Annotated in this window: 18 protein-coding genes; 12 read left to right on the top strand and 6 right to left on the bottom strand. The window is 33.5% G+C overall.

The genetic code is table 11. The features are described 5' to 3' along the window. Positions 1 to 103: 103 nt before the first annotated feature. Entirely contained in the window at positions 104 to 1333 is a 1230-nt protein-coding gene (locus bsdtb5_RS21130) for an ABC transporter permease subunit (protein ID WP_271713924.1), read from the bottom strand. Between the two features lie 201 nt (positions 1334 to 1534). Between bsdtb5_RS21130 and bsdtb5_RS21125 the strand changes: the two genes are divergently transcribed. Beyond that, positions 1535 to 1951, top strand: a complete 417-nt coding sequence (locus bsdtb5_RS21125) for an HIT family protein (RefSeq protein ID WP_271713923.1) — start codon at positions 1535 to 1537, stop codon at positions 1949 to 1951. Positions 1952 to 2097: 146 nt separating this feature from the next. Here the strand turns inward: bsdtb5_RS21125 and bsdtb5_RS21120 are convergent, their stop codons facing one another. From bsdtb5_RS21120 to bsdtb5_RS21110, 3 genes are read right to left on the bottom strand one after another with little or no spacing between them, the layout of a single operon-like run. After that, positions 2098 to 3162 (bottom strand): undecaprenyldiphospho-muramoylpentapeptide beta-N-acetylglucosaminyltransferase, encoded by a 1065-nt coding sequence (locus tag bsdtb5_RS21120; protein WP_271713922.1) that lies wholly within the window; start codon positions 3160 to 3162, stop codon positions 2098 to 2100. A 19-nt stretch (positions 3163 to 3181) separates the two neighbouring features. Then, positions 3182 to 4057: a radical SAM/SPASM domain-containing protein gene (locus tag bsdtb5_RS21115; RefSeq protein WP_271713921.1), complete on the bottom strand. Its 876-nt coding sequence runs from the start codon at positions 4055 to 4057 to the stop codon at positions 3182 to 3184. A 38-nt stretch (positions 4058 to 4095) separates the two neighbouring features. Next, on the bottom strand, positions 4096 to 4347 hold the full coding sequence (locus bsdtb5_RS21110) for a TIGR03905 family TSCPD domain-containing protein (RefSeq protein WP_271713920.1): 252 nt from the start codon (positions 4345 to 4347) through the stop codon (positions 4096 to 4098). A 363-nt stretch (positions 4348 to 4710) separates the two neighbouring features. Here bsdtb5_RS21110 and bsdtb5_RS21105 point away from each other — a divergent pair, with 363 nt between their 5' ends. From bsdtb5_RS21105 to bsdtb5_RS21095, 3 genes are all read left to right on the top strand, one after another. Next, positions 4711 to 5403, top strand: coding sequence for a 5'-methylthioadenosine/adenosylhomocysteine nucleosidase (locus tag bsdtb5_RS21105; protein ID WP_271716159.1), 693 nt, complete (start codon positions 4711 to 4713; stop codon positions 5401 to 5403). Between the two features lie 155 nt (positions 5404 to 5558). Then, the gene (locus bsdtb5_RS21100; RefSeq protein ID WP_271713919.1) at positions 5559 to 6875 is read left to right on the top strand and encodes a hypothetical protein; all 1317 of its coding nucleotides are present in this window, start codon (positions 5559 to 5561) and stop codon (positions 6873 to 6875) included. 211 nt (positions 6876 to 7086) lie between these two features. After that, a complete protein-coding gene (locus bsdtb5_RS21095; protein WP_271713918.1) occupies positions 7087 to 8436 on the top strand; it encodes a glucose-6-phosphate isomerase in 1350 nt (449 codons plus the stop codon). A 63-nt stretch (positions 8437 to 8499) separates the two neighbouring features. Here bsdtb5_RS21095 and bsdtb5_RS21090 read toward each other — a convergent pair whose 3' ends face one another. Together bsdtb5_RS21090 and bsdtb5_RS21085 are read right to left on the bottom strand one after the other, a co-directional pair. Continuing rightward, positions 8500 to 9387 carry a M15 family metallopeptidase gene (locus tag bsdtb5_RS21090; RefSeq protein WP_271713917.1) on the bottom strand — a complete coding sequence of 296 codons (888 nt, stop codon included), beginning with the start codon at positions 9385 to 9387 and terminating at the stop codon, positions 8500 to 8502. Between the two features lie 64 nt (positions 9388 to 9451). Further along, positions 9452 to 9730 carry a hypothetical protein gene (locus tag bsdtb5_RS21085; protein WP_271713916.1) on the bottom strand — a complete coding sequence of 93 codons (279 nt, stop codon included), beginning with the start codon at positions 9728 to 9730 and terminating at the stop codon, positions 9452 to 9454. A 462-nt stretch (positions 9731 to 10192) separates the two neighbouring features. Between bsdtb5_RS21085 and bsdtb5_RS21080 the strand changes: the two genes are divergently transcribed. The 8 genes from bsdtb5_RS21080 (at position 10193) to dnaX (ending at position 26145) form a co-directional block, all read left to right on the top strand. Next, the gene (locus bsdtb5_RS21080) at positions 10193 to 11221 is read left to right on the top strand and encodes an acyltransferase family protein (RefSeq protein ID WP_271713915.1); all 1029 of its coding nucleotides are present in this window, start codon (positions 10193 to 10195) and stop codon (positions 11219 to 11221) included. 122 nt (positions 11222 to 11343) lie between these two features. Continuing rightward, positions 11344 to 11892, top strand: coding sequence for a transcription repressor NadR (locus bsdtb5_RS21075; RefSeq protein WP_271713914.1), 549 nt, complete (start codon positions 11344 to 11346; stop codon positions 11890 to 11892). A 394-nt stretch (positions 11893 to 12286) separates the two neighbouring features. Beyond that, positions 12287 to 14293 carry a methyl-accepting chemotaxis protein gene (locus tag bsdtb5_RS21070; RefSeq protein WP_271713913.1) on the top strand — a complete coding sequence of 669 codons (2007 nt, stop codon included), beginning with the start codon at positions 12287 to 12289 and terminating at the stop codon, positions 14291 to 14293. 329 nt (positions 14294 to 14622) lie between these two features. Continuing rightward, the gene (locus bsdtb5_RS21065) at positions 14623 to 16629 is read left to right on the top strand and encodes a methyl-accepting chemotaxis protein (RefSeq protein WP_271713912.1); all 2007 of its coding nucleotides are present in this window, start codon (positions 14623 to 14625) and stop codon (positions 16627 to 16629) included. Between the two features lie 748 nt (positions 16630 to 17377). Continuing rightward, the gene (gene ltrA / locus bsdtb5_RS21060; RefSeq protein WP_271712004.1) at positions 17378 to 18796 is read left to right on the top strand and encodes a group II intron reverse transcriptase/maturase; all 1419 of its coding nucleotides are present in this window, start codon (positions 17378 to 17380) and stop codon (positions 18794 to 18796) included. A 210-nt stretch (positions 18797 to 19006) separates the two neighbouring features. After that, the gene (locus bsdtb5_RS21055; RefSeq protein ID WP_271713911.1) at positions 19007 to 22891 is read left to right on the top strand and encodes a S8 family serine peptidase; all 3885 of its coding nucleotides are present in this window, start codon (positions 19007 to 19009) and stop codon (positions 22889 to 22891) included. A 402-nt stretch (positions 22892 to 23293) separates the two neighbouring features. Next, positions 23294 to 24370: a 6-phosphofructokinase gene (locus bsdtb5_RS21050; protein WP_271713910.1), complete on the top strand. Its 1077-nt coding sequence runs from the start codon at positions 23294 to 23296 to the stop codon at positions 24368 to 24370. Positions 24371 to 24552: 182 nt separating this feature from the next. Next, positions 24553 to 26145 (top strand): DNA polymerase III subunit gamma/tau, encoded by a 1593-nt coding sequence (dnaX, locus tag bsdtb5_RS21045; protein WP_271713909.1) that lies wholly within the window; start codon positions 24553 to 24555, stop codon positions 26143 to 26145.

Raw genomic sequence — 26145 nt, 5'->3', positions numbered from 1 at the left:
AATATCCGTCCTTTCTTATTAATATTAAGTAATAAAACAGTTCATTATCTAATATTTATATAGGTAATAATGTCGTCTTTAAATGAAGAAATCGTAATATTTATTAACAAACAATATCTCTTCGTTTGAAGATAAAGCAACCACTAACTATTAATATTAAACTAAGAGTTAGTAAGTAGACAATGGAGAATAGGGCGGTAATATGGTTCTGGCCCGATAGAATTCTGCTGATATTGCCATAAGCAAATGGGATACTTGCGGGAAAGACCGCAATGTGGCTAAGATACCTTAGGAACATATAGGATAAGATAGCACTAGCTGCAACAATGCTCATTGAACTTAAGCTATTACTTACCAAACTTGAGATAAATGTTGAAAATACACTTAAAAACACTAAGTAAGATAAGAAAATAGGAAGGATAAGCAAAAGATAATTACGTATGCCAGTATAGTGTAATGCACCATTTTCACTTACTCTGGACAAAAAATTATGATAGGTAATTGGGTCATATGCAATAGGGTAGGCAGCTTCACCAAAACCATTTACAAGCCCAGTTCCTAAGAAAACGGTAAGCAATGTAGATATTACCGTTATAAAAGTATGTAAAATAGAAACAAAAACCTTAATAAGAAATACTTTCGCTCTAAAAATTGGCTGTATCAGAAGAAATTTAAAGCTACCTGACTCGCTTTCATTGGATATACAATCTGCACTAAATAGAAGAACCATAATTGTAAATATAAATGGAAGCAAATCGGATACAGCGCGATACAAAAAGTGATAACCGGTCATTACATAGTCTGAATTGAGAGGGTGTATATTTTTTTTGTATAAAATCTGTTTAAACGAAATATCATTTTTTAGATATTGTTTTTGTAACTTAAGATTATCAGTTAATCCTCCTGTTACGAATCCTTTATCAATCCCATAAATCATATTTTTATCTTGTTTGATAGAAGACATTAAGACATCTTTGAAGCGATCCCTTCCTAACCATCTTGAATATACAAGCTGTTCGGATATGTATCTAGAATTTAGTCTCCAGAAATCTAACTGTTCCTGTACCTTGTCTGGAATAGTATCAAGATCTTCATACATGACGAGCAACTCGTTGACATCGGTGTCAGAATGATATTGATCTGTACGAAAATTACCTTCTTTATTTGAAGTAGTATGTCTATCCAGATTCATATTCATTAATGCATAACCTATTAATATGAGTACTAATATTGCCCATATTAACAAATTTTTTGAACTTAAAAATACTTTTTTAAATTCAAATATAAAAAAATTACGCATGCTTACATTCAGGCTTTTTTGCTGTGTTTTCATATTATCTACTCCTCCCTTGTAATCTAAGAAAACGTTACAGACATTTTATACCATATGTAATTTATTTGCAAATATATATACAATATTTGCAAATAAATATTAATATAAATACAAATTAGTATATATACACCAGAAATGTTTTTTAGTATACTTGTTATAAAATAAGTTTATAATGAAAAAGAATGATAAGGAGGAGATAAAATGGAACAAGAAAATTGTGTTTTTTGTAAAATAGTATCAGGAGAGATTCCATCATCTACAATATATGAAGATAATGATTTTAAAGTAATCTTAGATATCTCACCAGCAACAAAAGGACATGCTATCATAATTCCAAAAAATCATGCAAAGAATGTATTTGAATTATCAGAGGAAGATGCAAGTAAGGTATTTGTAGTGGCTAAGAAAGTAGCAACTGCTATGAAAGAGGCACTAAAGTGCGATGGATTTAATATTTTACAGAATAATGAAGAAGTTGCAGGTCAGACGGTATTTCATTTCCATATGCACCTGATTCCTAGATATAAAGAGGATAAAGTAACAATTAAGTGGTGCGATGAGCATTATGTTGGAGAAGATATTGGAATTATTGCTGAGAAGATTAAGAAATGTCTTTAATTATTTAGAAAAAGTTTATAGAAGCTACAAGAATGTAAAAACACCAAACTATGCTTATATGCATAGCTTGGTGTTTTTATTAGTTTATGGTTACTTAAGATTTGAGTTTTAGAAGAGTATCTTAGCTTATTTTGTAGTGTTAAGTATTATTTTGATACTTCATTGATTAAACCAATGATCTTATCAATCGAATGATTTAAAGCACTCTTCTCCATTGCAGCAATATAGGTTTGTCTATTCTGATAGACTTCTTCAATTGCAGTTAAGAGGGAGGCGTTCGTTACTTCTTCTTCTTTTAATAAGTAGCTATATCCTTGTCTTAAGAAAGATTCAGCATTCAAGATCTGATCACCTCTACTTGAAGCAGCAGAAAGTGGAATGAGGATATTAGGTTTCTTTAAAGCTAAGATTTCACAGATAGCATTAGCGCCTGCCCTAGATAAGATCATATCGGCAGCGGCAAATAGATCCGTTAATTCTTCATTGATATATTCAAATTGAACATAGCCTTTTTTATTTCTAAGACTTTCTTCTAATTTACCTTTTCCACATAAGTGAATTACTTGGTATTTCATAAGTAAGGTATCAAGAATTCCTCGTACCGCGTCGTTAATTGCTTTAGAACCTAAGCTTCCACCCATGATTAATAGGACTGGCTTATTGTGACTAAATCCACAGAAGTCCAAGCCTTTAATTTTATTTCCAGAGAACAATTCTTTACGAATTGGAGAGCCAGTTAGAACGGCTTTTTCATCAGGAAGATGGGTAAGTGTTTCCGGAAAATTTGCACAGACCTTAGATGCTGATGGGATGCATAGACGGTTTGCAAGTCCTGGCGTAATGTCTGATTCGTGAATAATAGTTGGAATCTTTCTTGCTTTTGCGGCTAAGACAACAGGAACCGTTACAAAGCCACCTTTGGAAAAGATTACATCGGGTTTTAATTTTTTTAACAAAGTACGTGCTTCAAAATAACCTTTTATTACTTTAAAAGGATCACTAAAATTCTTAGGGTCAAAGTATCTTCTTAATTTACCAGATGATATTCCGTAATATGGGATATCTAAATCTTCAATTAACTTTCGCTCCATGCCTTCGTATGAGCCGATATAAGAGATATCATATCCTGCTCTTTTTAGGTCAGGTAATAAGGCGATGTTGGGTGTGACATGACCAGCTGTTCCACCACCAGTTAATACTATTCTTTTCATGTAGGATGCCTCCAAACTTTTAAAATCGTTCTCTATATCCACATCGTTTACATAGTTCTTCAACGACGTTTCGATTCGCAAATCCTTCTCTCATTGCATTGGCACGAGGAGAAGAAAGGATATTATCTAATTCATCTGTTAGTATATTCCCTAAAGGAACTTTTCCATTGCCATCAAGGCAACAAGGAACGACAGTTCCGTCAACAAGAATGGCACATTGTGTCTTTAATCCATAGCAATAGCCTGTATTGCTAATTACAGGTAAGGATAGATCTGGCCAAGCAAATTCGTAGTCCTGCTCTAGATATATTCTTTCGGATAATTTAAAGCCTCTCTTGGTACCAAGTTCTTCTTTGATGTTTCCACAATACGAGAAGGCATCTTGCAGTCGATTTAAGACAAGTTTGTTACGAATATTCGAAGCATTATCCTTTGTCTTATCAAGATTCCATAGTCTTAAAGAAGTAATTGTATTGGTATGGTCTCTTAAATGTTTCACCACGCAAATAACTTCATCTAAAAATAGATGAAGTTGATCTAAGTTTTCTTCGGTAATTGATTCAAAACTATGCAAAGATACATTAATCTGTCTAAGAGAGGGTGCCTGATATAAGGTCTCTCTCACCTCGTATAATTTCGTTCCGTTTGTTGTTATATTCGCATAAAGTTTATGCTTACCACATAACTCTAATATAGTAGCTAGGTCTTTATGAAGAAGGGGCTCCCCTTTTACATGCAGATAGACATAGTCAGTAAACGGTTTTACTTTTTCAATAATTGTTTCAAAGTTTTGTATACTCATGATGCTTTTGTCACGCTCTAAAGGTGGACAAAAACTACAGTTGAGATTACAAATATTTGTAATCTCAATATAGATTCGTTTTAGTGCCTTCATATTAGCTCCCATCCGTCGCCAAAGGCGACATCGCCTATTTATTGCGCGTGAGCAGCTTCATATTCTTTTAGAGCTTTTGCTAATTGATCCGGGCATGATGTCTTTCTTGGACCACAAGTAACACCTTCTAGTCTTTTGATTACTTCATCTACAGGCATTCCGACTACTAAATTAGAAATACCAGCTGTATTACCGGCACATCCACCGGAAAAAGTTACATTTTTAATGATGCCATTTTCAATATCAAAATTTATCTCTCTGCTACATACACCAGAAGTTTTATAGTTCATGTTATTATAATCCTTTCGTTTATATAAGTGTTAGGTAATGAAATGTTTTTTACTTCACACTATCTTATTTATATATGAGTTGTATCTATAATGCTAATTCTATACTAGAGGATGTAATTTTGCAATTGGTTTTAAGATTATAGACGTATATAGTATAAAAATATTTATTTATCTATAAATAATATTCGACTTATAGTATAATGTATTCGATTATTATATTATAATTTTAGAATGGGTCATCTATTTCGTGAATCATTTGATAATAGATATGATAATATTTTATTAATAGGAAATATTGAGGATATAAAGTGTATTAGGATAAAATAAGATGGAATACAGAAAGGAATGGGCATAAATATGAAAATAATCGGTATTATTGGAGCAATGGAAGAAGAAGTTAATATCTTGAAAGATAAGATGGAAATAGAGTCTGTTAGTCAAAAAGCTTCTATGGAATTCTATAAAGGAAAGCTATGCGGTAGAGAGGTAGTTATCGTAAGAAGTGGCATTGGTAAAGTTAATGCTGCGATATGTACACAAATCTTAGTAGATGATTATGAGGTGTCCGCTGTAATTAATACAGGAGTAGCGGGATCACTAAAAAATGAAATTAATATAGGTGATATTGTATTATCAAACGATGCCATTCAACATGACATGGATGCGACAGGATTCGGCTATGAAGTTGGAGTTATCCCAAGAATGGAACAATCCACATTCGTAGCAGAAGAAAAATTAGTTGCAGTAGCAAAAGAAGTGTGCGAAGAAGTGAATCCAGATATTAATACTTTTGTTGGAAGAGTAGTAAGTGGAGATCAATTTATCTCTGATAGAGAGAAGAAAGAATGGTTAGTAAGTACCTTCAAGGCATATTGTACTGAGATGGAGGGAGCATCCATTGCGCAAGCTGCTTACTTAAATAATATCCCATTTTTAATTATTCGTGCAATCTCTGATAAGGCAGATCATAGTGCAGAAATGGACTACAGTGAGTTTGAAGCAAAGGCAATTGAGCATACCGTTAAATTAGTAAGTGAATTAGTAAAGAGAATATAAATTCTGTCGAAAACCAAAGACAAGCCATAGATAAAGACCGTTTAACAAGGATAACCTAAATTTTTGTTGAACGGTTTTTTTATGTTCCTCTTTTCAAATGTAAAATATTGGTATATAATAACTGTAAATTAATGGGAATGAGAGGAGATTTATTTATGATACAAGACTTGTTTGACAAAAATGTATTTATATACATAATGGGGGCAATGTGCTTGATGGGACTTTTGATTAAGTTTATCATAGCAATTGTATATCAAAAATTAATAAGAGCATCGGAAAATATGGGGACAACCTCCAATAAATTGATGAAAATGCTAAAATTAAAGTTTGAAGCTTGTTATAAATTGAAGATAGGTGTTAATAATGTGGATGTTTTTGTGGATAAGTATGTATATCGATATAAATTCAGTGGAATCTTGTTATACACATGGGAGAATCTTGGTGGATTAATTCTTATACTATGTATGCTCACAGGCACTGTTAGTGCGGGGTTAGGGCTATATAACGAGTGTGGAAGAAATGATATTTTATCCACATTCTTTACTGGTATACTATCAAGTTCCTTGTTGATAATGTTTGAAAGTTTACTCAATCTTCCTGCTAAGCGATGTGTATTAAAAGCAAATATTAGTGATTATCTTGATAATTTCCTAAAAGTTAGATTGGAAAAAGAATATATCAGTTCGGAATCTTTAGAAGACTATAAGAGTGAGTATAATGAGATCTTATCCATGGTAAGCAGTAAACAGCAGATCAAAAAGGATCGAAAAGAATTAAAGAGAGAAAGAAAAGAAGAAAAAGAAAAAAGAAAAGAATCTCAGAAAAAAGAAAAAGAGCTTTCTTTAAGAGAAAGACAAAAAGAAGAATTAAAGAAAGAAAGTAGAAGTTCTAGGCTACATAATACAGAGAAGAAAAATGGAGAAGAAATAGTCAAAGAAAATAAAAAGGATTCTTTAATTAAAATAATTCAGAAACAAGATGCTAACTTAACTTCTTCAAATTCAGAAACAAAGGTAAATCATAATTCAGAAAAAGAAATGGAAGAGTTTATTAGTAGCATTGTAAAATCAATGTTAGAAAATGGTAATGAAAAATCGGAATTTAAATTGGAAGATATCACAACGGATATGGTTGTGAAGGAATTTGAAAAGCGTAAAGAGAATCTGCTGAAAGCAAAAGGTTCAAAAGGCGTAAAAGAAGGAGAAGCTCTTTATAATAAAGAAAAGCTTAGAACTGCAGACAGTTTTGCTGCCACTAAGGAAGAGGCTGTGAACCAGGAATCAAATCGTAAGAATAAAAATAGTACATTAAATGAAGAACTCCAAAAAGAAACGGTACATAAGGAAACTGTGCAAAATCAAGGAAATGAAGTGGTTGAAAGAAAAGAAAGTAAGAAAACTTTAAAATCATACGAATTTACTGAAAATGAAGAGAAGATTATAGAAGATATTTTAAAAGAATTTCTTGCATAGCCTTAAAAGACATCTTATTCGTGAAAAATATATAAAAATAATATGTAAAATTAAAAAAATGTTATTCAATATTCTGAGGAGTATGGAGTAGCATTTTTTTTAATGCCATAGAATGATGCATTCCTTAAAAAAATCGGTTGCTAAAAATAATTCACTTTGCTAAAATAAGGATTGATAAATAACGTAGAATTAGATAAAAGGAGTGTATTTCATGTCAAATCAAGTTTCATTTGATTACAGTTTAACCAATGGATTTATATCAGCAGAAGAAATCAAGATGATGGAATCAGTTGCTGAGAACGCAAAGAGCCAATTACTGAATAAGACTGGTGCAGGTAATGACTTTTTAGGTTGGATTGACCTTCCAGTAAATTATGATAAAGAAGAATTTGAAGCAATCAAAAAAGCAGCAGCTAAGATTCAAAATGATTCTGAAGTTCTTGTAGTAATCGGTATTGGCGGTTCTTATCTTGGTGCAAGAGCAGCAATTGAATTCTTAAGACACAGTTTTTATAATTCTGTATCAAAAGAAATCAGAAAAACTCCAGAAATATATTATGTTGGTAACAACATTAGCAGTACTTATATCAGCCATTTATTAGAAGTAATCGGAGATAGAGATTTCTCTATTAATATGATTAGTAAATCAGGAACAACAACAGAACCAGCAATCGCTTTCCGTGTATTCAAGAAACTTCTTATTGAAAAATACGGTAAAGAAGAAGCTGCTAAGAGAATTTATGCTACAACAGATAAAGCAAAGGGTGCTCTTAAGAATCTTGCTACTGAAGAAGGATATGAAAGTTTTGTTGTACCAGATGACGTAGGTGGTCGTTTCTCAGTATTAACAGCAGTTGGTTTACTTCCAATCGCAGTTAGCGGTGCTGATATTGATAAACTTATGAAAGGTGCTGCAGCAATGAGAGAACGTTGTATCAACAACTCATTTGCTGAAAACGATTCCGTAAAATATGCAGCAGTAAGAAATATCTTACTTCGTAAAGGAAAATCAATTGAAGTATTAGCAAATTATGAACCAGCACTTCATTTCGTTAATGAATGGTGGAAACAATTATTTGGTGAAAGTGAAGGAAAAGATCAAAAAGGTATCTTCCCAGCAGCAGTTGATTTAACAACTGACCTTCACTCAATGGGACAATTTATTCAAGATGGTCAAAGAACTATGTTCGAAACAGTTATGAGCTTAGAAAAATCAGTTTGCGAGATTATCTTAGAGGAAGAAGAAGTAGATCTTGACGGACTTAACTATCTTGCTGGTAAATCAGTAGATTTCATCAATAAGAGTGCAATGAAAGGTACTTTACTTGCTCATACTGACGGTCATGTTCCTAACCTTTTAGTTAACGTACCTACACAAGATGAGTTCTCATTAGGACAATTATTCTATTTCTTTGAATTTGCTTGTGGTGTAAGTGGATATATCTTAGGAGTGAATCCATTTGATCAACCAGGTGTTGAGAGCTACAAGAAGAATATGTTTGCTTTACTTGGAAAACCAGGATTCGAAGCGCAAAGAGAAGAACTTCTTAAGAGATTATAATAAAAAAAGAGTTGTTACATTATGATGATAAATCATAGGTAGCAACTTTTTTTCTGAGCAATATTAGTTTGAAGAAAGATCCTTCTCAAAATGTTGATAATCTTTTAGAGAATGCCAAGAACCTCCCCAAGTGAAGCCGTATTTATGAAAAGTCTGATAGCATACATCATTCTCTTTGATTAGGTAAGGGAGCTTTAATGAGCGATCGGCATAAGTAACACCTTGAAGTGGTGATATTATTTCTTTACCATCTACCGTTTTAACATAGGGATTGTAAAATGGATTAATATCAATGGCAAGGCCCTCACTGTGTTTGGATAACTTCTTGCTTCCTGCTATAGAACGATAGTTGAAGCAGGAGGTATTATTTGCAGTCATTGATTTCTCATCATCTGCTGAATAATCATCAATAAGTTGCATTCGCTCAATAGGATACTTAGCATGGTACAGTTCTCGCATAATGTTTATGGTATCATCAGCAATTTGCCGATTGACAACAAGTTCACCAATATGTGTTTTGTCATCAAAACCATAGTAAAGCACGCGTACATAATTCAGATCACTAAGAGGGACCGTGCAATTTTTCTTGTAGGAAAGACAATACATTCGTTCAAAGACATCATCGGGAACTTCTTCTGCGTAGAAATAGGATTCAAGTTCAGCATCTGATATATTTTTGGTATTAATTATTGTATTAACATCTAACCTAGCTATGCTTGCAATAGATAGCGCTTCTTTATCTGTTACATCCTCTTCTGTAGGGCTAATGGAAGCTGATATTAAGTTACGATCTTTTTTATCATCCTTGATGTTCATGGCTACCTTACTTTCATTCTTTTTGATTGAATTCTTATTGCTATTATATTTAATAGTTATCCAATTCATGCCATAAGAAACGATAAATAGTAATACAACACATAAAAATAGAAAAGAAAGAGTTTTGTTCTTCATCTAGCTCCCATCCGTCGCCTATGGCGACATAATAATCAGGGGTGTGAAACACTATAATTTCACACTAGTAATCCGTATCTTCTTCAATTACCTGGATTTCAAGAAAATCAAAATCAACATGATCAATAAAATTGTCTTGACTAAATCTAGTTTTATCATGCTTTTTAAAGTCAGCAATTGTTGAGTCTAACCATATTGGTTTTGATAGATCAAATTCATTACAGATTTCGTCAATTGCAGCATATATTTTACGAGTGCGATTGAGAGTGGAATCATCGTTGCAGATGACAGTATCTCTTAGCATTCGATTATCTTTAAATACTTTCGCCCATAAGCGGAACATAGGGTATCTCCTTTCGGTTTTAGATAAGATTAGAGTGTGAAAAGCCTTAAAGGCTTATTTAAATATCTATTATTAAGATATTTAAGTATAACATTTCGTTTTTTATTTTTCTACCCATTACTTTTAATTTTTCATATTTACTGATGTTGGGGTCAAATAGCCTATTATATCTTACAATGTGTATATTGATGTATAATTATTAATTTAGGCCTGCCGTCAATTTACAGGAATGGACGTTATTGTTATTTAAATAACCTTGCTTTTAACTTAACACTAGCTTGTATAATGAATAAACATAAAAATACTAAGAAACAATAATGTATACAATATAACTACAAGGATGAATAATATAGCGAGAAGAAATAGTATTTTCTTAAATACAATTTGCCATACCCTTGTAATCTATAAATTATTCCATATAATTATATTGTAGAAGAATATTGAAACGAGGAACAGATAAAAATGGAATTCAATGCACCTGTAGAAAAAAAGAGAATTGCAAAGTGGGATAATCTAAAGGCACTTCTAATTTTTACAATTGTTATCGGACATATGGCGGATTATTATACAGATAATTCGGTTGATATGCGAAGAGTTTTTTTATTTATATATACTTTTCATATGCCTGCTTTTCTATTTATTTCAGGATTATTTAGTAAGAAGAATATTGATGAGAAAAGGTATTCTAATATTTTTTCTTATTTAATTCTATATTATGTAATTAAGATTCTAATCTTTGTTACAAGAAGAATGATCAATGGAGAAGGTGATTGGAGCTTGCTTGAAGAGGATGGAAGTCCTTGGTACGCTTTTGCACTCTTTGCATATTGCTTCATGACCATATTCATGAAAAAATTAGAGAAGAAATATGCAATGATGATAGCAATTATTGCCGGATGCCTAGTTAACTATGATAGTTCAATCAGAGATTTTCTAGTATTAGCAAGAATTTTGGTATTCTATCCTTTCTTTTTAGCAGGATATTATATGAACCCTAAAAAAATAGTTGAAAAGCTTGATAAAAACTATATCAAAATAGTAGGATTCATTAGTTTTATCGCTTTAGCATTTATTGTAATTGTAAAGGTAGAATTATTATATGACTTACGACCACTATTAACGGGAAGAAATCCTTATAGTGAGATGGAGATTTTTACGCAGTTTGATGCAATGTTAAGATTAGGTTATTATGCATTAGTATTTGTACTTGTATTTCTAATTATAGCGCTTGTACCAAAACGTAAGCTGTTGATAACTAAATGGGGTAAGAACTCAATATCAATATACGCAATACACCGTTGTATCATTTACATTTTATTTGATGGGTTAGGCGGAATGGTTCTATTTAAAAAGATATATCCAGAGCATCCAGACTGGTTAATCATTCCTACTGCGCTATTGATAACAATCTTACTATCACCAGATTTCATTGCAAAAGGGTTACATTATGTCATAAAACCTAAATTGGTGGAAGATGTAGAGAAAAATTAGTTTGATAATAATAAATAAGTTAGTGTGAAAGAAACGTATCTTTTGCACTAACTTATTTTGAGGTTATGGAAGCGGATGATGACGTTTAAAAAAGTCAATGTGTGTGATATAATGAGAAAAAAATGATAGTAACACATAGAACAAAATACCGAGGTGATACAATGGAAGGAAAAGAAAGAAGAGAAAAAATATTAGAAATATTAAAGACAAGTACCAGACCTATATCTGGAAGTGAGCTCTCCAAACAATTAGGGGTTAGCAGGCAGATTATAGTTCAGGATATTGCTCTGTTAAGAGCAGTGAATAAAAATATATTATCTACTACAAAAGGGTATGTTCTCTATTATCAGGAAAAAGAGAAGGTAAATCGATGCTATTTAGTGAAACATACAACTGATGAGATTGAGGATGAACTATGTACAATCGTTGATTTTGGTGGGAAGATATTAGATGTAATTGTATCACATGAGATATATGGACAGATAGTAACGGACCTGATTATATCAACAAGGCAGGAAGTATATGAGTTCGTGAATAAGATTAAGACAAAGAAAACAGTTCCTTTAAAAGAGTTAGCAGATGGTGTGCATTTACATACGGTAGAGGCAGATTCAGAGGAGATATTAGATCGGATTGAACAGGCACTTAAGAATAAGGGGTATTTGGTATAATCATAATATTGAAATGATATAAGTTACCCGACAAATGACCCGTTTAGGAGGTAGTCTAGGCAATCTAGATCTGTCCTATTGATAAAATTGCCATAGATCTTCATATCGACAAAACTTGACATTATTCGTAAATTCAAATATAATTAAAATATACAAATAAGATAAACGTTGAAAAATACAAAAGAATAATATAATACGAAAGAATAATATAATACGAAAGAATAAAATAATACGAAAGATAAAACAAAGGGGTTGGTTCGAATGAATTCAGCCCCTTTTTACTACACAAATATAAAAGATATTAAGGGTCTGTGTAATCAGATATAACTAATCATATTTGATATTGCTAAATCGCTAAATTGCGGTATTGGTGATTTACTTGAGGAGGAAATGAATGAAAAGTATAAAGACAAAGATTATTGTGGTGTTTTCGAGTGTTTTATTAGGAAGTCTTATAATATCATCCGTAATTAACAGTATGGTTGCTTATTCAACGTTGCTAAACACAATAAATACAGAAAATCAAGTGCAAACAGATAAGTATGCTGAGAAAGTTAATACATGGCTTACAAATAAAGCACAAATTATAGCAACTATGCAGTCGAATATCCAGTCTATTGGCACTTCAAATGAAAAGGTAATCAAGCCATTATTAACAGATACGACAAAAAATTCTATAGGTGTAGGTGATATTTATCTTGCACTGGAAAGTAAAAAATTTATAGATGGTACGGGATGGACTCCAGATGCAGGGTATGATCCTACTTCTAGAGAATGGTATAAGTCGGCAAAAGAAAATGATAGCATTAGTTATACAAAACCTTATCTTGATGTAATAAAAAACACCATGGCAATATCAATTTCTGCGCCAGTGAAAGAGAACAATAACCTGAGTGGTGTTGTATCAATGGATATTGGTTTAGAAATATTATCAAAGTTTACGAATGAATGGTCCAATAATCAAGAGAATAAATATGTCTTTATAGTAGATAAGGATAATAATATCATTGTTCATCCGAATAAAGATTATTTACCAACAAAAGAGGAAGCTAAGAATCTTAGCAGCATATTATCAGGTGCTTATCAAAAGGCAATTGATAGTAAAAAGTTAGTTAAAGTAAAAGATTATGATAATAAGGATAAATACGTAGTAAAATCAGATATTGAAAGTAACGGTTGGAAAGTTATTATGGTTACGCCAGTTTCTGTCTACACGAAAAGTATAAACCATATGGTACTTGTTTCAGTAATTGTAATTCTTAGCGCATTAGCTATTACCTTTATTGTAACTTATTTATTTAGTAGAAAGCTCACAAAACCGATTATTCGAGTAGAAGATTTCATGAAGAGAATCAGTGATTTTGAATTAGCAACATTAGAAAAAGATATTGAATATGAGACATTTGCAAAGCAAAAAGATGAGATTGGTAAAATGTCAGAGGCTGCCTTAATCTTAAGAGATAACCTGGTACAGATTGTGAAAACACTTCAAGAAACCTCAGTTGAAGTGATTGGTCAGTCTCATGAAGTAAAAGAAATCTTTAAGACGAATCTAGAATCTCTAGAGGGGGTGGCGGCTTCTATTGGAGAAATCTCGACAGCCATTGAAGCACAAGCAGAGGATTCTCAAGTGGGAATTGAAAAGTTATCTCTTCTATCCAAAGAAATTGATAATGTTATTACTGAGACAAAGAGTATTCATGAGACGTCTAAAGAGGTAACAAATCATAATGCTAGAGGTAACTCTTATATGAGCGACCTATTAGAGAAGATGAGTCTACTAAGTGGTATGCAACAAAAAACATCGGATAACGTAAGTATCCTAGCTGAAAAATCTAGTTCCATCAGTTTGATCAGTCAAACTATCAATGATATAGCAGAACAAACCAATCTCTTAGCGTTAAACGCATCTATTGAAGCAGCAAGAGCAGGAGAACATGGAAAAGGATTTGCGGTTGTAGCGGAGGAAATTAGAAAATTAGCAGAACAGACCGCGGGGGCTACCAATGGAATTGCACAGATTATTCAGGAAATTCAAACAGAAATTACAGTAACCAAAACCAATATGGGTGATATGGAGAACTCTACAAATCATTGCGCATTGGCATTGGATGAAACAAATCAAGTATTCCATGTAATTAATGAAGAAGTAAATAACATATCCTCTAACATTGATAAGTTACACGCTTCAATTGAAAGTATTAGTATTAATCGAGACGATGTATTAAATACATTTAGTGAAATATCAGCTACTTCAGAGGAAATCTCATCTTCTTCAGAAGAAATTGCATCAAGTGTTGAAGCACAAAAAGGTAACACAAGTTCCATGGGAGAACTTGTAGATACATTGAATGTTTCAATAAGACAATTGGATGAGATTATTAATAGATTTAAGATATAAAGTTAACATATATAATATTGGCTATGTAAAGCAAGAAATAGTTCACTGACACATAACGCAAACAATATTTACTCGACATATCTTGATATTGTTTTTGAACATATTTATAATGAGTCTAATATTATAGCAATTGATTTATGCGTTTTAATGAATAATAAATCAATAAATAAATTAGACAAAAGGGTTTAATTCTTCGGAATTAGGCCCTTTTATATTTTTACATTATTCGGTTAATAGTGTTTTGATCTATTTGCATATAATATAAGCTATAAAAATAAATGAATATCATTTTGTTAAGATAACATTTATTAACTAAAGGAGGAGTTTATATGAAAAGTATAAAAACAAAGATCATTATAGTATGTTCGAGTATTCTATTAGGGAGTCTAATTATTTCGTCAATAATTAATAGCACAATAGCGTATTCAACCTTACTAAATAGCATAAATAAAGAAAATCAGGTTGAGACAGATAAGTATGCAGAACAAATCAATACTTGGTTATCAAGTAAAGGACAAGTTATAAAAACAATGCAGACAAGCCTTCCATCGATTGGAATGACGCAAACAGATGCTATAACAAAGTTACTAATCAATATCACAGGCGGCACAGAAGATGTGACAGATGTTTATTATGGATATGCAAATAAGCAGTTTATTGACGGCTCAGGGTGGAAGCCAGATGCGAATTATGATCCAACATCAAGAGAGTGGTATCAGATTGCCAAAGAGAATGATAATATTTGTTATGCTAAGCCATACTTTGATCTAACAAAACAGGCCATGGCAATCTCAGTATCTGCACCTGTTAAAGAAAATAATATGCTTAGTGGCGTAGTTTCAATGGACATTGGATTACAAACGCTATCAAAGTATATGAAGGAATGGGCAAAGAATGCAGATGATAAATATGTATTTATCGTAGATAAAGATAATAATGTCATTGTTCATCCAAATAAAGATTATTTGCCAACAAAAGACAAAGCAGTGAATCTAAGTTCTATCTTATCTGGAGCATATAAAAGGGCAATTGATAGTAAAAATTTAATAAAAGTTAGAGATTATGACCACAAAGAGAAGTATCTTGTAAAGTCAGATATTACAGCAAGTGGTTGGAAAGTTATTATGGTTACACCAGTCTCAGTATACACAAAGAGCATCAATCATATGATTTACACTTCGATTATTGTAATTTTGGTTGCTTTAATTATTACATTTATTATTACATATTTATTTAGTAAAAAGTTTTCAAATCCAATTATCAAGGTAGAAGAGTACATCAATAGAATCAGTGACTTTGAATTAGCAAAATTAGATAATGATAAGGAATATGAGAGGTATTCCAAGCAAAAAGATGAGATCGGTAAGATGTCGACAGCTGCTATATTATTAAGAGATAATTTAGTACAGATTGTGAAGACGCTTCAAGATACATCAGTATTGGTAACCAACCAGTCTCATGAAGTGAATCAAATATTTGAAAGTAACCTAACATCTCTAGAAGGGGTAGCGTTATCCATTTCTGAAATCTCTACGGCGATTGAAGCACAAGCAGAAGATTCTCAAGTAGGAATCGAAAAATTGTCTGGACTTTCTGAAGAGATTGACCATGTAATTGATGATACTAAGAACATTCATGAAACATCAAGAGATATGAAGGAACATAGTACAAGAGGCTATACTTACATGAAAGACTTATTGCAAAAAATGCATTCACTAAGTGGGATGCAACATAAGACATCAGATAATGTAAATATGTTAGCAGAGAAATCAAGCTCTATCAGTACAATAAGCCAGACAATAAATGATATTGCAGAACAAACTAATCTTCTCGCATTAAATGCATCGATTGAGGCAGCTAGAGCAGGAGAGAATGGAAAAGGATTTGCAGTAGTTGCAGAAGAAATTAGAAAGTTAGCAGAGCAAACAGCAACAGCAACCAATGGAATCACTCAGATTATTAAAGAGATTCAAACGGAAATTACAGTCACAATAGAAAATATGGCTGAAATGGAACAATCTACAAATCACTGTTCGTCAGCATTAGATAAAACAAATCAGGTATTTAGTGAAATTAATGTAGAGGTAAGTAACATCTCAAATCATATTGATAGATTACATGGCTCTATAGAAAATATAAGCATGAGTCGTGATGATGTTCTTAATACGTTTAGTGAAATATCAGCTACTTCAGAAGAAATCTCCTCTTCTTCAGAAGAAATTGCAGCAAGTGTTGAAGAGCAGAAAAATAATACAAACTCTATGGGAGTACTAATTGATACTTTAAATAGAACCATAGGACAACTAGATCAGATTGTTAATCGGTTCCAGATATAAATATGTAGCATTAAAAAAATACTTAAGGTATACCCTCAAATTCGTTCATTTAATAATTATACTTATAAATTGTATATTATTTCTTATAAAACTAATAAATAATAATAAAAAATAATGAATATGCACTATTGCATTATTATGGATTTAATGGTAGAATAAAACAAATTTAAATGACGATTAAGAGAATACAAGGGTGTATAACGGATTATCGTGGGAGGCCTTGCTGTAAATGCGCAAATTATTGCGCGCTACATATCTTAGGATGTTATTTTTTTGATGCATTTTTATACAAAACAATATACATGACTTAGCAAGGCAAGAATTATTAATTCTTGTCTTTTTTGCGTAGTGCGCCTAGCGGCGCACGTTTCTAATGGGTGAAAGTCCCTAATCCGCCCTAGTAGTGGGAAGGATACAGCCAAAACCAAGGGTGTCCATCGTGAGGTGGAATCCGAAGGAAGGTGGAGGCAAATCTCTGGTCTGACGAATAGAAATCACATCAGGCTACAGTTAAGGATAAGGTTGCTACTCAAACCGAAGTCCTATAACTACTCGGAATTAACTGTGGTAAATGTGGCAGATGGATGGAGAGAAAGAAACGTGTGGTACCTAGGGAGGTCTCGTCAGCAGATGGAAACAGAGTATGAAATCTGTAGTAACAACGAATGGCGAGAAGTCAGCAGAGGTCATAGTACTACTGTGGTTGCAAACATAGTAGGAAGGACTGAACTTTAGGAGATGTGAGTAAATGAATGTAACCAAAGATGGATTTAAGAACAGACAACTTCATAGAGAGGACTATCTGCAAACGGTATCTGCGGAACAGAAAGAGTATGCAGAAGTGTTTGCCCATCAAAGGATTGCTGAAAACAACGACATCATCACAGATTTTCAGACGGACAATCTAATGGAACAGATTTTACACAAAGATAACCTTAACAAGGCTTTCAAGAAAGTGAAATCAAACAAAGGAGCAGGCGGTATTGATGGAATGAGCGTGGATGAACTTCTAGGCTTTCTGAGAGATAACCAAAGGCAACTTATCCAACAGATAAAAGATGGAAAATACAAACCAACCCCAGTCCGTAGGGTGGAAATACCCAAAGAAACAAAAGGCGAGTTTAGAAAACTGGGAGTACCAACAGTAGTTGACAGAGTATTTCAACAAGCGATTACACAGGTACTTTCTCCAATCTTCGAGAAACAGTTTTCTGGAAACAGTTTTGGTTTTCGACCAAACAGGGGTGCACACGATGCACTGAAACAATGCCAAACGAATGTCAACGATGGCTATGTATATGTGGTAGATATGGATTTGGAAAAGTTCTTTGACACAGTGTGTCAAAGCAAACTCATAGAAGTTCTATCACGAACTGTCAAGGATGGGAGAGTAATATCGCTTATCCACAAATATCTTAATGCTGGTGTTATTAGCAAAGGGATGTTCGAAAAGACAGAAGTTGGTATGCCACAAGGCGGACCATTGAGTCCTCTTCTAAGTAACATAATGCTGAACGAGTTGGATAAGGAACTGGAAAACAGAGGACATAGGTTTGTTCGCTATGCAGATGATTGTATGATTTTCTGCAAAAGTAAGAAAAGTGCAGAAAGAACCTTGAACAACATAGTGTCATACATTGAGGGAAAACTATTCCTAAAAGTAAATCACTCAAAGACGTGTGTGGCACATATAAGCAAAGTCAAATACCTTGGATATAGCTTCTATAGATACAAGGGAAAATGCAGATTTCGAATACACCCAAAATCAGTAGTTAAGATGAAGAATAAAATCAGAGAGCTTACTGACAGACATAATGGATGGGGAAATGAATATCGAGCACTGAAATTGACACAGTTTATTAGAGGGTGGATAAACTACTTTGGATTAGCAGATATGAATAAAATGCTAGTGGAGATAGATAAATGGTTACGCCATAGAATAAGAGCAATCTATTGGAAACAATGGAAGAAGACAAAAACGAAATATCGAAAACTAAAGGAACTAGGTATGAACGAAGCCTTTATAAAATGGCACGCAAATATGCGCCAAGGAATATGGAACTGTAGCAACAATAGAATGGTACAGTTTGCCTTGAATAATGAAAAACTCAGAGAATGGGGTTATCCCACATTCTCTGAGTTTTACTTGAAAATATGTGAAAACTAAAGAACCGCCGTATACCGAACGGTACGTACGGTGGTGTGGGAGGTCGGTAGATAAATTAATTATCTACCTCCTACCCGATTGAATCTGTATTTTTAAGGTTGTGTATTTGTAATGAAGCCTATTTGTAATAGGCGTATACAAAAGATAAGATAGAATAATATGAGAGATCTACTTGCAAGAAAAGTATTTGAGAGAGAAAGAGGGATGAATATGAGAAAGAAAATCACCGCTGTATTTACAGCAGTTGCTTTAGTAATTACTACAGTGTCAACTGGAAATATTACTTTAGCACAGACAGCAAGTTCTGATGTAAAAACGATGGAAAAGGTATCAGGTGCTGATCAAGCTACTGAGAATTCCTTAAAGGCATCAGGAGAAACAACACAATATGCACCAAATGATAAGGTTACAATTATCGTTGAGTTAAAGGATACGCCACTTTTAGAGAAGTATGAAGAAGCCGAGCAAACTGGCAGCCTACCTAGCCAGGCAACAAGTTTTGATGAATATGCTGATACAAATCAGGCAGAACAAATCACAGACAATCTAGAACAGAAACAAGATAAAGTGGCTGACGAGATAGAAAATCTAAAATCAGTTGGTAACGTAGATGTTCTCTATAACTATACTTCTGTTATGAATGGATTTGCAACAGAAGTTGAATACAAGGCATTAGATGATATCAAGAAACTTCCTAATGTAAAAGCAGCTTATGTAGCAGGAAGTTACGATAGAGTTGAGCCAGTTATGGATTCAAGTGTTAACACTATTGGAGCAAAGGATACTTGGGATCTTAATTATAAGGGAGAGGGTACAGTTGTTGCAATCTTAGATACTGGACTTGATTATAATCATGAAAGTTTTAAAACAGATCCTACTAGTCCAAGAATAACAAGTGCTGATATTCAAAGTAAAATAGATGCTAGTGCAGGATTAAAATCAGGGGTTACCAAGGCTACTGATACATATAGAAGCTTAAAAGTACCTTATGCATATGACTATGCGGATCAAGATACAGACGTTAATCCAAGTCCAGAATCTGTTGAGAAAAATGGAAATAGCCATGGTACACATGTAGCTGGAACTGTTGCTGGTAATGGTAATATCGTTGGTGTTGCACCAGAAGCTCAGTTAATGATCATGAAAGTATTTAGTGACCATTTAGATGATAAAGGCGCCGGAACAGAAGATATCGTAGCAGCTTTAGATGATACGGTAACTCTTGGCGCAGATGTTATCAATATGAGCTTAGGTTCTTCTAATGGATTTACTAATGAAGGAGAACAATCGGTTACCGATGTATATAATCGTATTGAAGCAGCAGGCATTACATTAGCAGTATCTGCAGGAAATAGTTATAGTATGACGCATAGTAATGGATTAAGCGGGATGGCATTAGCTTCCAATCCAGATACTGCAGTTGTTGGATCTCCATCTACATATGAAGCTTGTACATCAGTAGCAAGTGTAATTAATGCAAAGTATCATGCATATTACTTCACAGTAGATTCAAAACAGATTACATATAGTGAAAGTGCAGTAGGATCTCAACCAACCTTCAGTGCTACATTAAGTACAGTATCTGGTGGGGCATTAGATTACGTTGTAGTACCAAAAGTAGGAAATGAAGAAGATTATAATGGAATTGATGTGAATGGTAAAGTTGCTTTAATACAACGTGGATCCATCAATTTTGATACTAAAGTTGTAAATGCGAAAAATCATGGAGCAATTGCAGCTATTATTTATGATAATAAGCCAGGAGATAAGCTTACTATGGCAATCGATCATTATGATATTCCAGCAGTATTTATAACACTAGATGATGGTACTGCATTAGTGAATGCTACAGATAAAGTACTTCATGTTACAAGTGATCAAGGAGTATTTACAAATAACAAAGTTAACCAACTATCTGATTTCTCCTCATGGGGAGTTACACCAGATCTTAAATTAAAACCAGAAATAGCAGCTCCAGGAGAGAATATCTATTCAGCATTACCAGGAGGTAAATACGGAAGTATGAATGGTACTTCAATGGCTGCACCTCATATTGCAGGAAGTTTTGCATTAGTAAAAGAATATCTAAATAATAAATTTGCTACATTAACTAGTGTTGACAAAGCAAAATTATCAAATCAATTATTAATGAGTACCGCTGAACCATCAAAAGATGCAAATGGAGTATACTATTCGCCACGTAAGCAAGGTAGTGGAGTTGTAAATATATATCGTGCGGTTACGACAAGTGGATATCTTTATACAGCTGCTGACGTAGAAGCAAATCAAAGACCAAAGCTTAACTTAGGTGATGATGCAAGTAAGACAGGAAGCTTTACAAAGTCATTCCATGTTAAGAATGTATCAGGATCAGCAATCACTTATGATTTCAGTGCTGCAACATTAACGGAAACAGAAGATGGTGGTACAGTCGCAGAGTCTTCTAAGGATATCAGTAGCAATACAAGTGTAAAATATATTGTAAATGGAAAAGAAGTTAATAGCCTTACTTTACAACCAAATGATGATGTAGAAGTAACGGTAGTAATTCAGTTAGATCAAACTGCAAAGGATTACCTAGATGCTAGTTTTGAAAATGGCGAATTTGTAGATGGCTATGTATTCCTAAAAGGAAGCAATACCTGTGATCTATCCATTCCATTTATGGGATTCTATGGAGATTGGACAAAGGCACCATTATTTGATTCAGGATCAGCAAATGACCTTCAAGGATATCAACAAACAATTCATGCACTTTATACAAATGGTGGTAATAACTATCTTGGAGTAAATCCTTTTGATAGCATTGCGTATAAATTAATTGGAAATTACAATCCATTCATATATGGTGATAAATATGCTCAATTACAACCACAAGCTGATCTTGATAAAATAGCAATTTCACCAAACGGTGATGGCGACTTTGATAGCTTTGAAGTTGCACAACTAAGTTTACTTAGAAATGCAAAAGAACTTGATTGGTCAATTACATCAGATGCAAACAAAGTAATCAAATCTGGAGTATTAAATTATGAAAGAAAATCAATCTACAATTCAACAGCAAATGGAGTTGCACCTACCTATATCAATGATGTGACTTTTGACGGAAAAGACGAGAATGGCCAAGTAATTGCAAATAACAAAACAGTTACATTCAGTGTAAAAGGAACACTTGATTATAGTGCTCATGACCAGAACAATACAAATGCTACCTTAACATTCCCAGTAACAATAGATACTGAAAAACCTTCTTTTGTTGGATTAACTGCTAGTACAGATAGTTTCAAAATAAGCGTTAAGGATAATCAATATGTATCAGTAGTATTCTTATACGATAAGACAGATTTAAGTACACCAGTTGCAAAAACATTAGTAGATGAAGATACAAAGGGAGCAACTACAGTAGTTAATGTAGATTTAAAAGCATTAGGATTAACAGGAAAATCACCTTCTGATTATGTAATTAAAGTATATGATTATGCTATGAATAGCGCTACATATAGCTTAGTAACAGAACCTACGAATAATTATGATCCATCTACACCATCAACACCAGTTGCATCTCCAGTTCCAACAAAAGCACCTGGGGATGAGAAGACAGCATCAATTGGTGATGTTAAAGTTAGCCCTAGTAAAGTAGACCTATTTGTAAATGAAACAGATGATATCAGTGTAACACTTCCAAAGTTAACAAAAGATGATGTTACATCAACTTCATATAGCTCTAGTAATGCTAGAGTAGCAGCTGTATCTAGTACAGGACATATTACAGCGGTGAGTGAAGGTACTGCAACCATTACTACAACAGTTAAAATTAATAAAGAGAGTAAGTCATTCACTACAACGGTAACGGTTAAGAAACCATATATTAGTTTTGAAAAATCAGTTAAGTCATTGAAAGTTGGTAAAACTTATACATTTAAAATAGATACATATGGAATTAAGGGTACACCTAAATATTCTGTATCTAATAAGAAAGTGGCTACGATTAATTCCAAAACAGGAAAATTAAAAGCATTAAAACCTGGTAAAGTTGTAGTAACAGTTAAAATAGGATCAGTTACTAAAAAAATTACAGTAACTATTAAAAAATAATAACAGAACACATACTATAGAAGAAATATCATATAAAACATAACCTCCTAAAAGGTAAGGGATTGTACTTAGATTAGTTAAGTACAATCCCTTTTTAGTAGTATTATTTCTACGAATATAGTAAAATAGGGTAATAAGTGTTTAGGGCGTTATATCATTAAATACGATGAGCTGCCCGACAAATGACCTGTTTTAGAGGTCGTATAGACAAATTGCCAAGCTAGATTTTGAAATAGGCCATTTGTCGGGCAACTCATATGATTGATAAATAACATATGTATAATGATATGACAAGAATTGGGTTAAAATAATAATTAAGAGTAAAAGTTCTTAGTATAATAACAAAGATTATTAGAGTTTCGCAAGTTGTTAAAGGTCTTTATAATCGAAAGGAGTGTCCATATGAAACGAGTAGCGTTGTTAACAAGCGGTGGAGATTGTCAAAGTCTCAATGCTGCCATGAGAGGTGTAGCAAAAAGTTTATATGAAGCAATTGATGAAATAGAAATATACGGTATTTTTGAAGGATACAAAGGACTAATCTACGAAAATTATACGTTATTACAGCCATCGGACTTTTTTAATATCTTAAATGAAGGTGGAACCATGATTGGAACTTCAAGACAACCATTTAAGTTAATGAGGACACCGGATGCGAATGGCCTCGATAAAGTGGAAGCGATGAAGAAAACATATAAGAAGTTAAAGCTAGATTGTCTTATTATTCTTGGCGGTAATGGAACTCATAAGACAGCGAATCTATTAAGAGAAGAAGGGCTTAATGTTGTAACACTTCCTAAGACGATTGATAATGACATCTGGGGCACCGATATGACATTTGGATTCCAAAGCGCAGTTGACATAGCGACAGAATCCATTGACTGTATCAGAACAACTGCAGCTTCGCATAGAAGAATCTTTATTGTAGAGATTATGGGACATAAGGTTGGGTGGTTAACATTGCATGCAGGAATTGCAGCAGGTGCCGATATAATCTTAATACCAGAGATTCCTTATGATATTGATGTGATTGTAAAAGCTATCGAGAAAAGAACAAAGGGTGGTAACCGATCTTCCATTATAGCAGTAGCAGAAGGTGCAATCTCTGTGGAAGATTCCTTATTAAGCAAGAAGGAATTAAAGATAAAGAAAAAGAGTGTATCTTATCCTTCTATATCCTATAAGATCGCAAAAGAAGTTGAAGAGAGACTAGGACAAGAAATCAGGATTACAGTTCCAGGGCATATGCAAAGAGGTGGAAGCCCATGTGCCTATGATCGTGTAATCTCTACTAGATTAGGTGCAGCAGCAGCTGAACTGGTTATGAAGGAACAATATGGCTACATGGTAGCAATTCGTGAAGGTGAAATTGTACCAGTTCCATTAAGTGAAGTTGCTGGAAAGCTTAAGATGGTGGAACCAGAAGCATCCATTATTAAAGAAGCTAGAAGTATAGGGGTATGCTTTGGAGATAAGTAAGTCACACTAGCTCCCATCTGTCGCCTTTGGCGACGTACAAATCAGTAGTGTGAAATTCTTTTTATTTCACACTACAATCTCTATATTATCAGAATAAATTGAAAAAAATAAAATCTTAAGGTATAATTCTAAGGAAGACAAAGACAGTTGGTTGAAATGTGAAGGAAAAGGAAGTGAAGAGCATGTCATATACAGCCCTATATCGTAAATTTAGGCCAAGCGAATTTGAAGATGTTAAGGGGCAAGATCATATCGTAACAACCCTTAAGAATCAGATTAAGGCAAATAGGCTAGGACATGCCTATCTATTTTGTGGCACTAGAGGAACGGGTAAGACGACAATAGCTAAGATACTTGCAAAGGCAGTGAATTGTGAGCATCCAGTAGATGGTAGTCCATGCAATGAATGCGCAATGTGCCAAGCTATGAATCACCAGACCTCTATGAATGTAATTGAGATTGATGCTGCCTCTAATAATGGTGTTGACAATATTCGTGAAATTATAGATGAAGTACAGTACTCGCCAACTGAAGGCAGATATAAAGTATATATTATCGATGAGGTTCATATGTTATCAGCAGGAGCGTTCAATGCGCTGTTAAAGACGTTAGAAGAACCACCAAGTTATGTTATCTTTATCTTAGCAACAACTGAAGCACATAAGATACCAATTACCATCCTATCAAGGTGTCAAAGATATGATTTTCGGCGTATTACCATCGATACGATAGCCGCAAGGCTTATGGATCTGATGGAGAAGGAAAATGTAGAAGTTGAAGAAAGAGCAATCCGTTATGTAGCAAAGGCAGCAGATGGCTCGATGAGAGATGCTCTTAGTTTACTAGATCAATGTATTGCTTTTTATTTCGGGCAGAAGTTAACCTATGATAATGTACTTGAAGTGCTTGGAGCGGTTGATGTAGAAGTCTTTGGCAGGATGTTAACAAACATTCGTGATCAATCCGTGCTATCCTGTATTGAACTATTAGAAGAATTAATTATAGCAGGAAGAGAGTTAAGCCAATTTGTTGTAGACTTTACTTGGTACCTTCGTAATCTGTTATTAATTAAAACGTCGGACAATGCATGGGATATCATTGATGCTTCCAAAGAAAATGTTGAGGTTATGAAGGAAGAAGCCACAAAGATAGAAGTGGAGACACTAATGCGCTATATTCGTATCTTCTCTGATCTATCCAATCAAGTAAAGTATTCGACACAAAAGAGAGTATTAGTAGAAATAGCTCTAATTAAGTTATGTAAACCACAAATGGAGCGAAATTATGATTCTATATTGAATCGTCTAAGTTTGTTAGAACAAAAACTTGAAAATGGCGTAGCAATTGCACCCTCTAAAACAGTGGTAGGTAGTGAATCTGTTAATCTGCAAGAGACGGGAGATGCTACGAGTCAAAGTAATGAGGTAGAAGAACGGATTCTTCCTGATGCAATACCAGATGACTTAAAGGCAGTGGCAAAGAACTGGAATAACATCGTTATGAAGACATCTGGATTAGTAAAAGCAATGCTTGGAGTAGCTAAGCCTAGTATCGGAAGCGATAACAATTTATTATTGGTATTTGCAGATAAAGTAGAACATGATACAATAAATAGGGATGATCACTTGGAAGAGATTGCTGATGTGATAGAAGCTCAGATTGGTAAAAAAGTGAAGATTCAGACAAAGCTAGTTAATCAAGGCAGCGATACGAAGGATTCGTTACCTGACTTGACTAAAATAATAAAAAATATTGAAATTGAATATGAAGATTAA

Origin of the sequence: Anaeromicropila herbilytica (assembly GCF_016591975.1) — a bacterium.
Lineage (GTDB): Bacteria > Bacillota > Clostridia > Lachnospirales > Lachnospiraceae > Anaeromicropila > Anaeromicropila herbilytica.
Note: the sequence above shows the minus strand (reverse complement) of the source record. Positions and strands in the feature narration are given on the sequence as shown.

Coding starts and splice junctions, on each gene's coding strand:
- bsdtb5_RS21100 (WP_271713919.1), top strand. CDS start 5,559: ATGATACAAGACTTGTTTGACAAAAATGTATTTATATACATAATGGGG.
- bsdtb5_RS21070 (WP_271713913.1), top strand. CDS start 12,287: ATGAAAAGTATAAAGACAAAGATTATTGTGGTGTTTTCGAGTGTTTTA.
- bsdtb5_RS21095 (WP_271713918.1), top strand. CDS start 7,087: ATGTCAAATCAAGTTTCATTTGATTACAGTTTAACCAATGGATTTATA.
- bsdtb5_RS21075 (WP_271713914.1), top strand. CDS start 11,344: ATGATAGTAACACATAGAACAAAATACCGAGGTGATACAATGGAAGGA.
- bsdtb5_RS21080 (WP_271713915.1), top strand. CDS start 10,193: ATGGAATTCAATGCACCTGTAGAAAAAAAGAGAATTGCAAAGTGGGAT.
- bsdtb5_RS21050 (WP_271713910.1), top strand. CDS start 23,294: ATGAAACGAGTAGCGTTGTTAACAAGCGGTGGAGATTGTCAAAGTCTC.
- bsdtb5_RS21110 (WP_271713920.1), bottom strand. CDS start 4,347: ATGAACTATAAAACTTCTGGTGTATGTAGCAGAGAGATAAATTTTGAT.
- bsdtb5_RS21120 (WP_271713922.1), bottom strand. CDS start 3,162: ATGAAAAGAATAGTATTAACTGGTGGTGGAACAGCTGGTCATGTCACA.
- dnaX (WP_271713909.1), top strand. CDS start 24,553: ATGTCATATACAGCCCTATATCGTAAATTTAGGCCAAGCGAATTTGAA.
- bsdtb5_RS21130 (WP_271713924.1), bottom strand. CDS start 1,333: ATGAAAACACAGCAAAAAAGCCTGAATGTAAGCATGCGTAATTTTTTT.
- bsdtb5_RS21125 (WP_271713923.1), top strand. CDS start 1,535: ATGGAACAAGAAAATTGTGTTTTTTGTAAAATAGTATCAGGAGAGATT.
- ltrA (WP_271712004.1), top strand. CDS start 17,378: ATGAATGTAACCAAAGATGGATTTAAGAACAGACAACTTCATAGAGAG.
- bsdtb5_RS21090 (WP_271713917.1), bottom strand. CDS start 9,387: ATGAAGAACAAAACTCTTTCTTTTCTATTTTTATGTGTTGTATTACTA.
- bsdtb5_RS21115 (WP_271713921.1), bottom strand. CDS start 4,057: ATGAAGGCACTAAAACGAATCTATATTGAGATTACAAATATTTGTAAT.
- bsdtb5_RS21055 (WP_271713911.1), top strand. CDS start 19,007: ATGAGAAAGAAAATCACCGCTGTATTTACAGCAGTTGCTTTAGTAATT.
- bsdtb5_RS21065 (WP_271713912.1), top strand. CDS start 14,623: ATGAAAAGTATAAAAACAAAGATCATTATAGTATGTTCGAGTATTCTA.
- bsdtb5_RS21085 (WP_271713916.1), bottom strand. CDS start 9,730: ATGTTCCGCTTATGGGCGAAAGTATTTAAAGATAATCGAATGCTAAGA.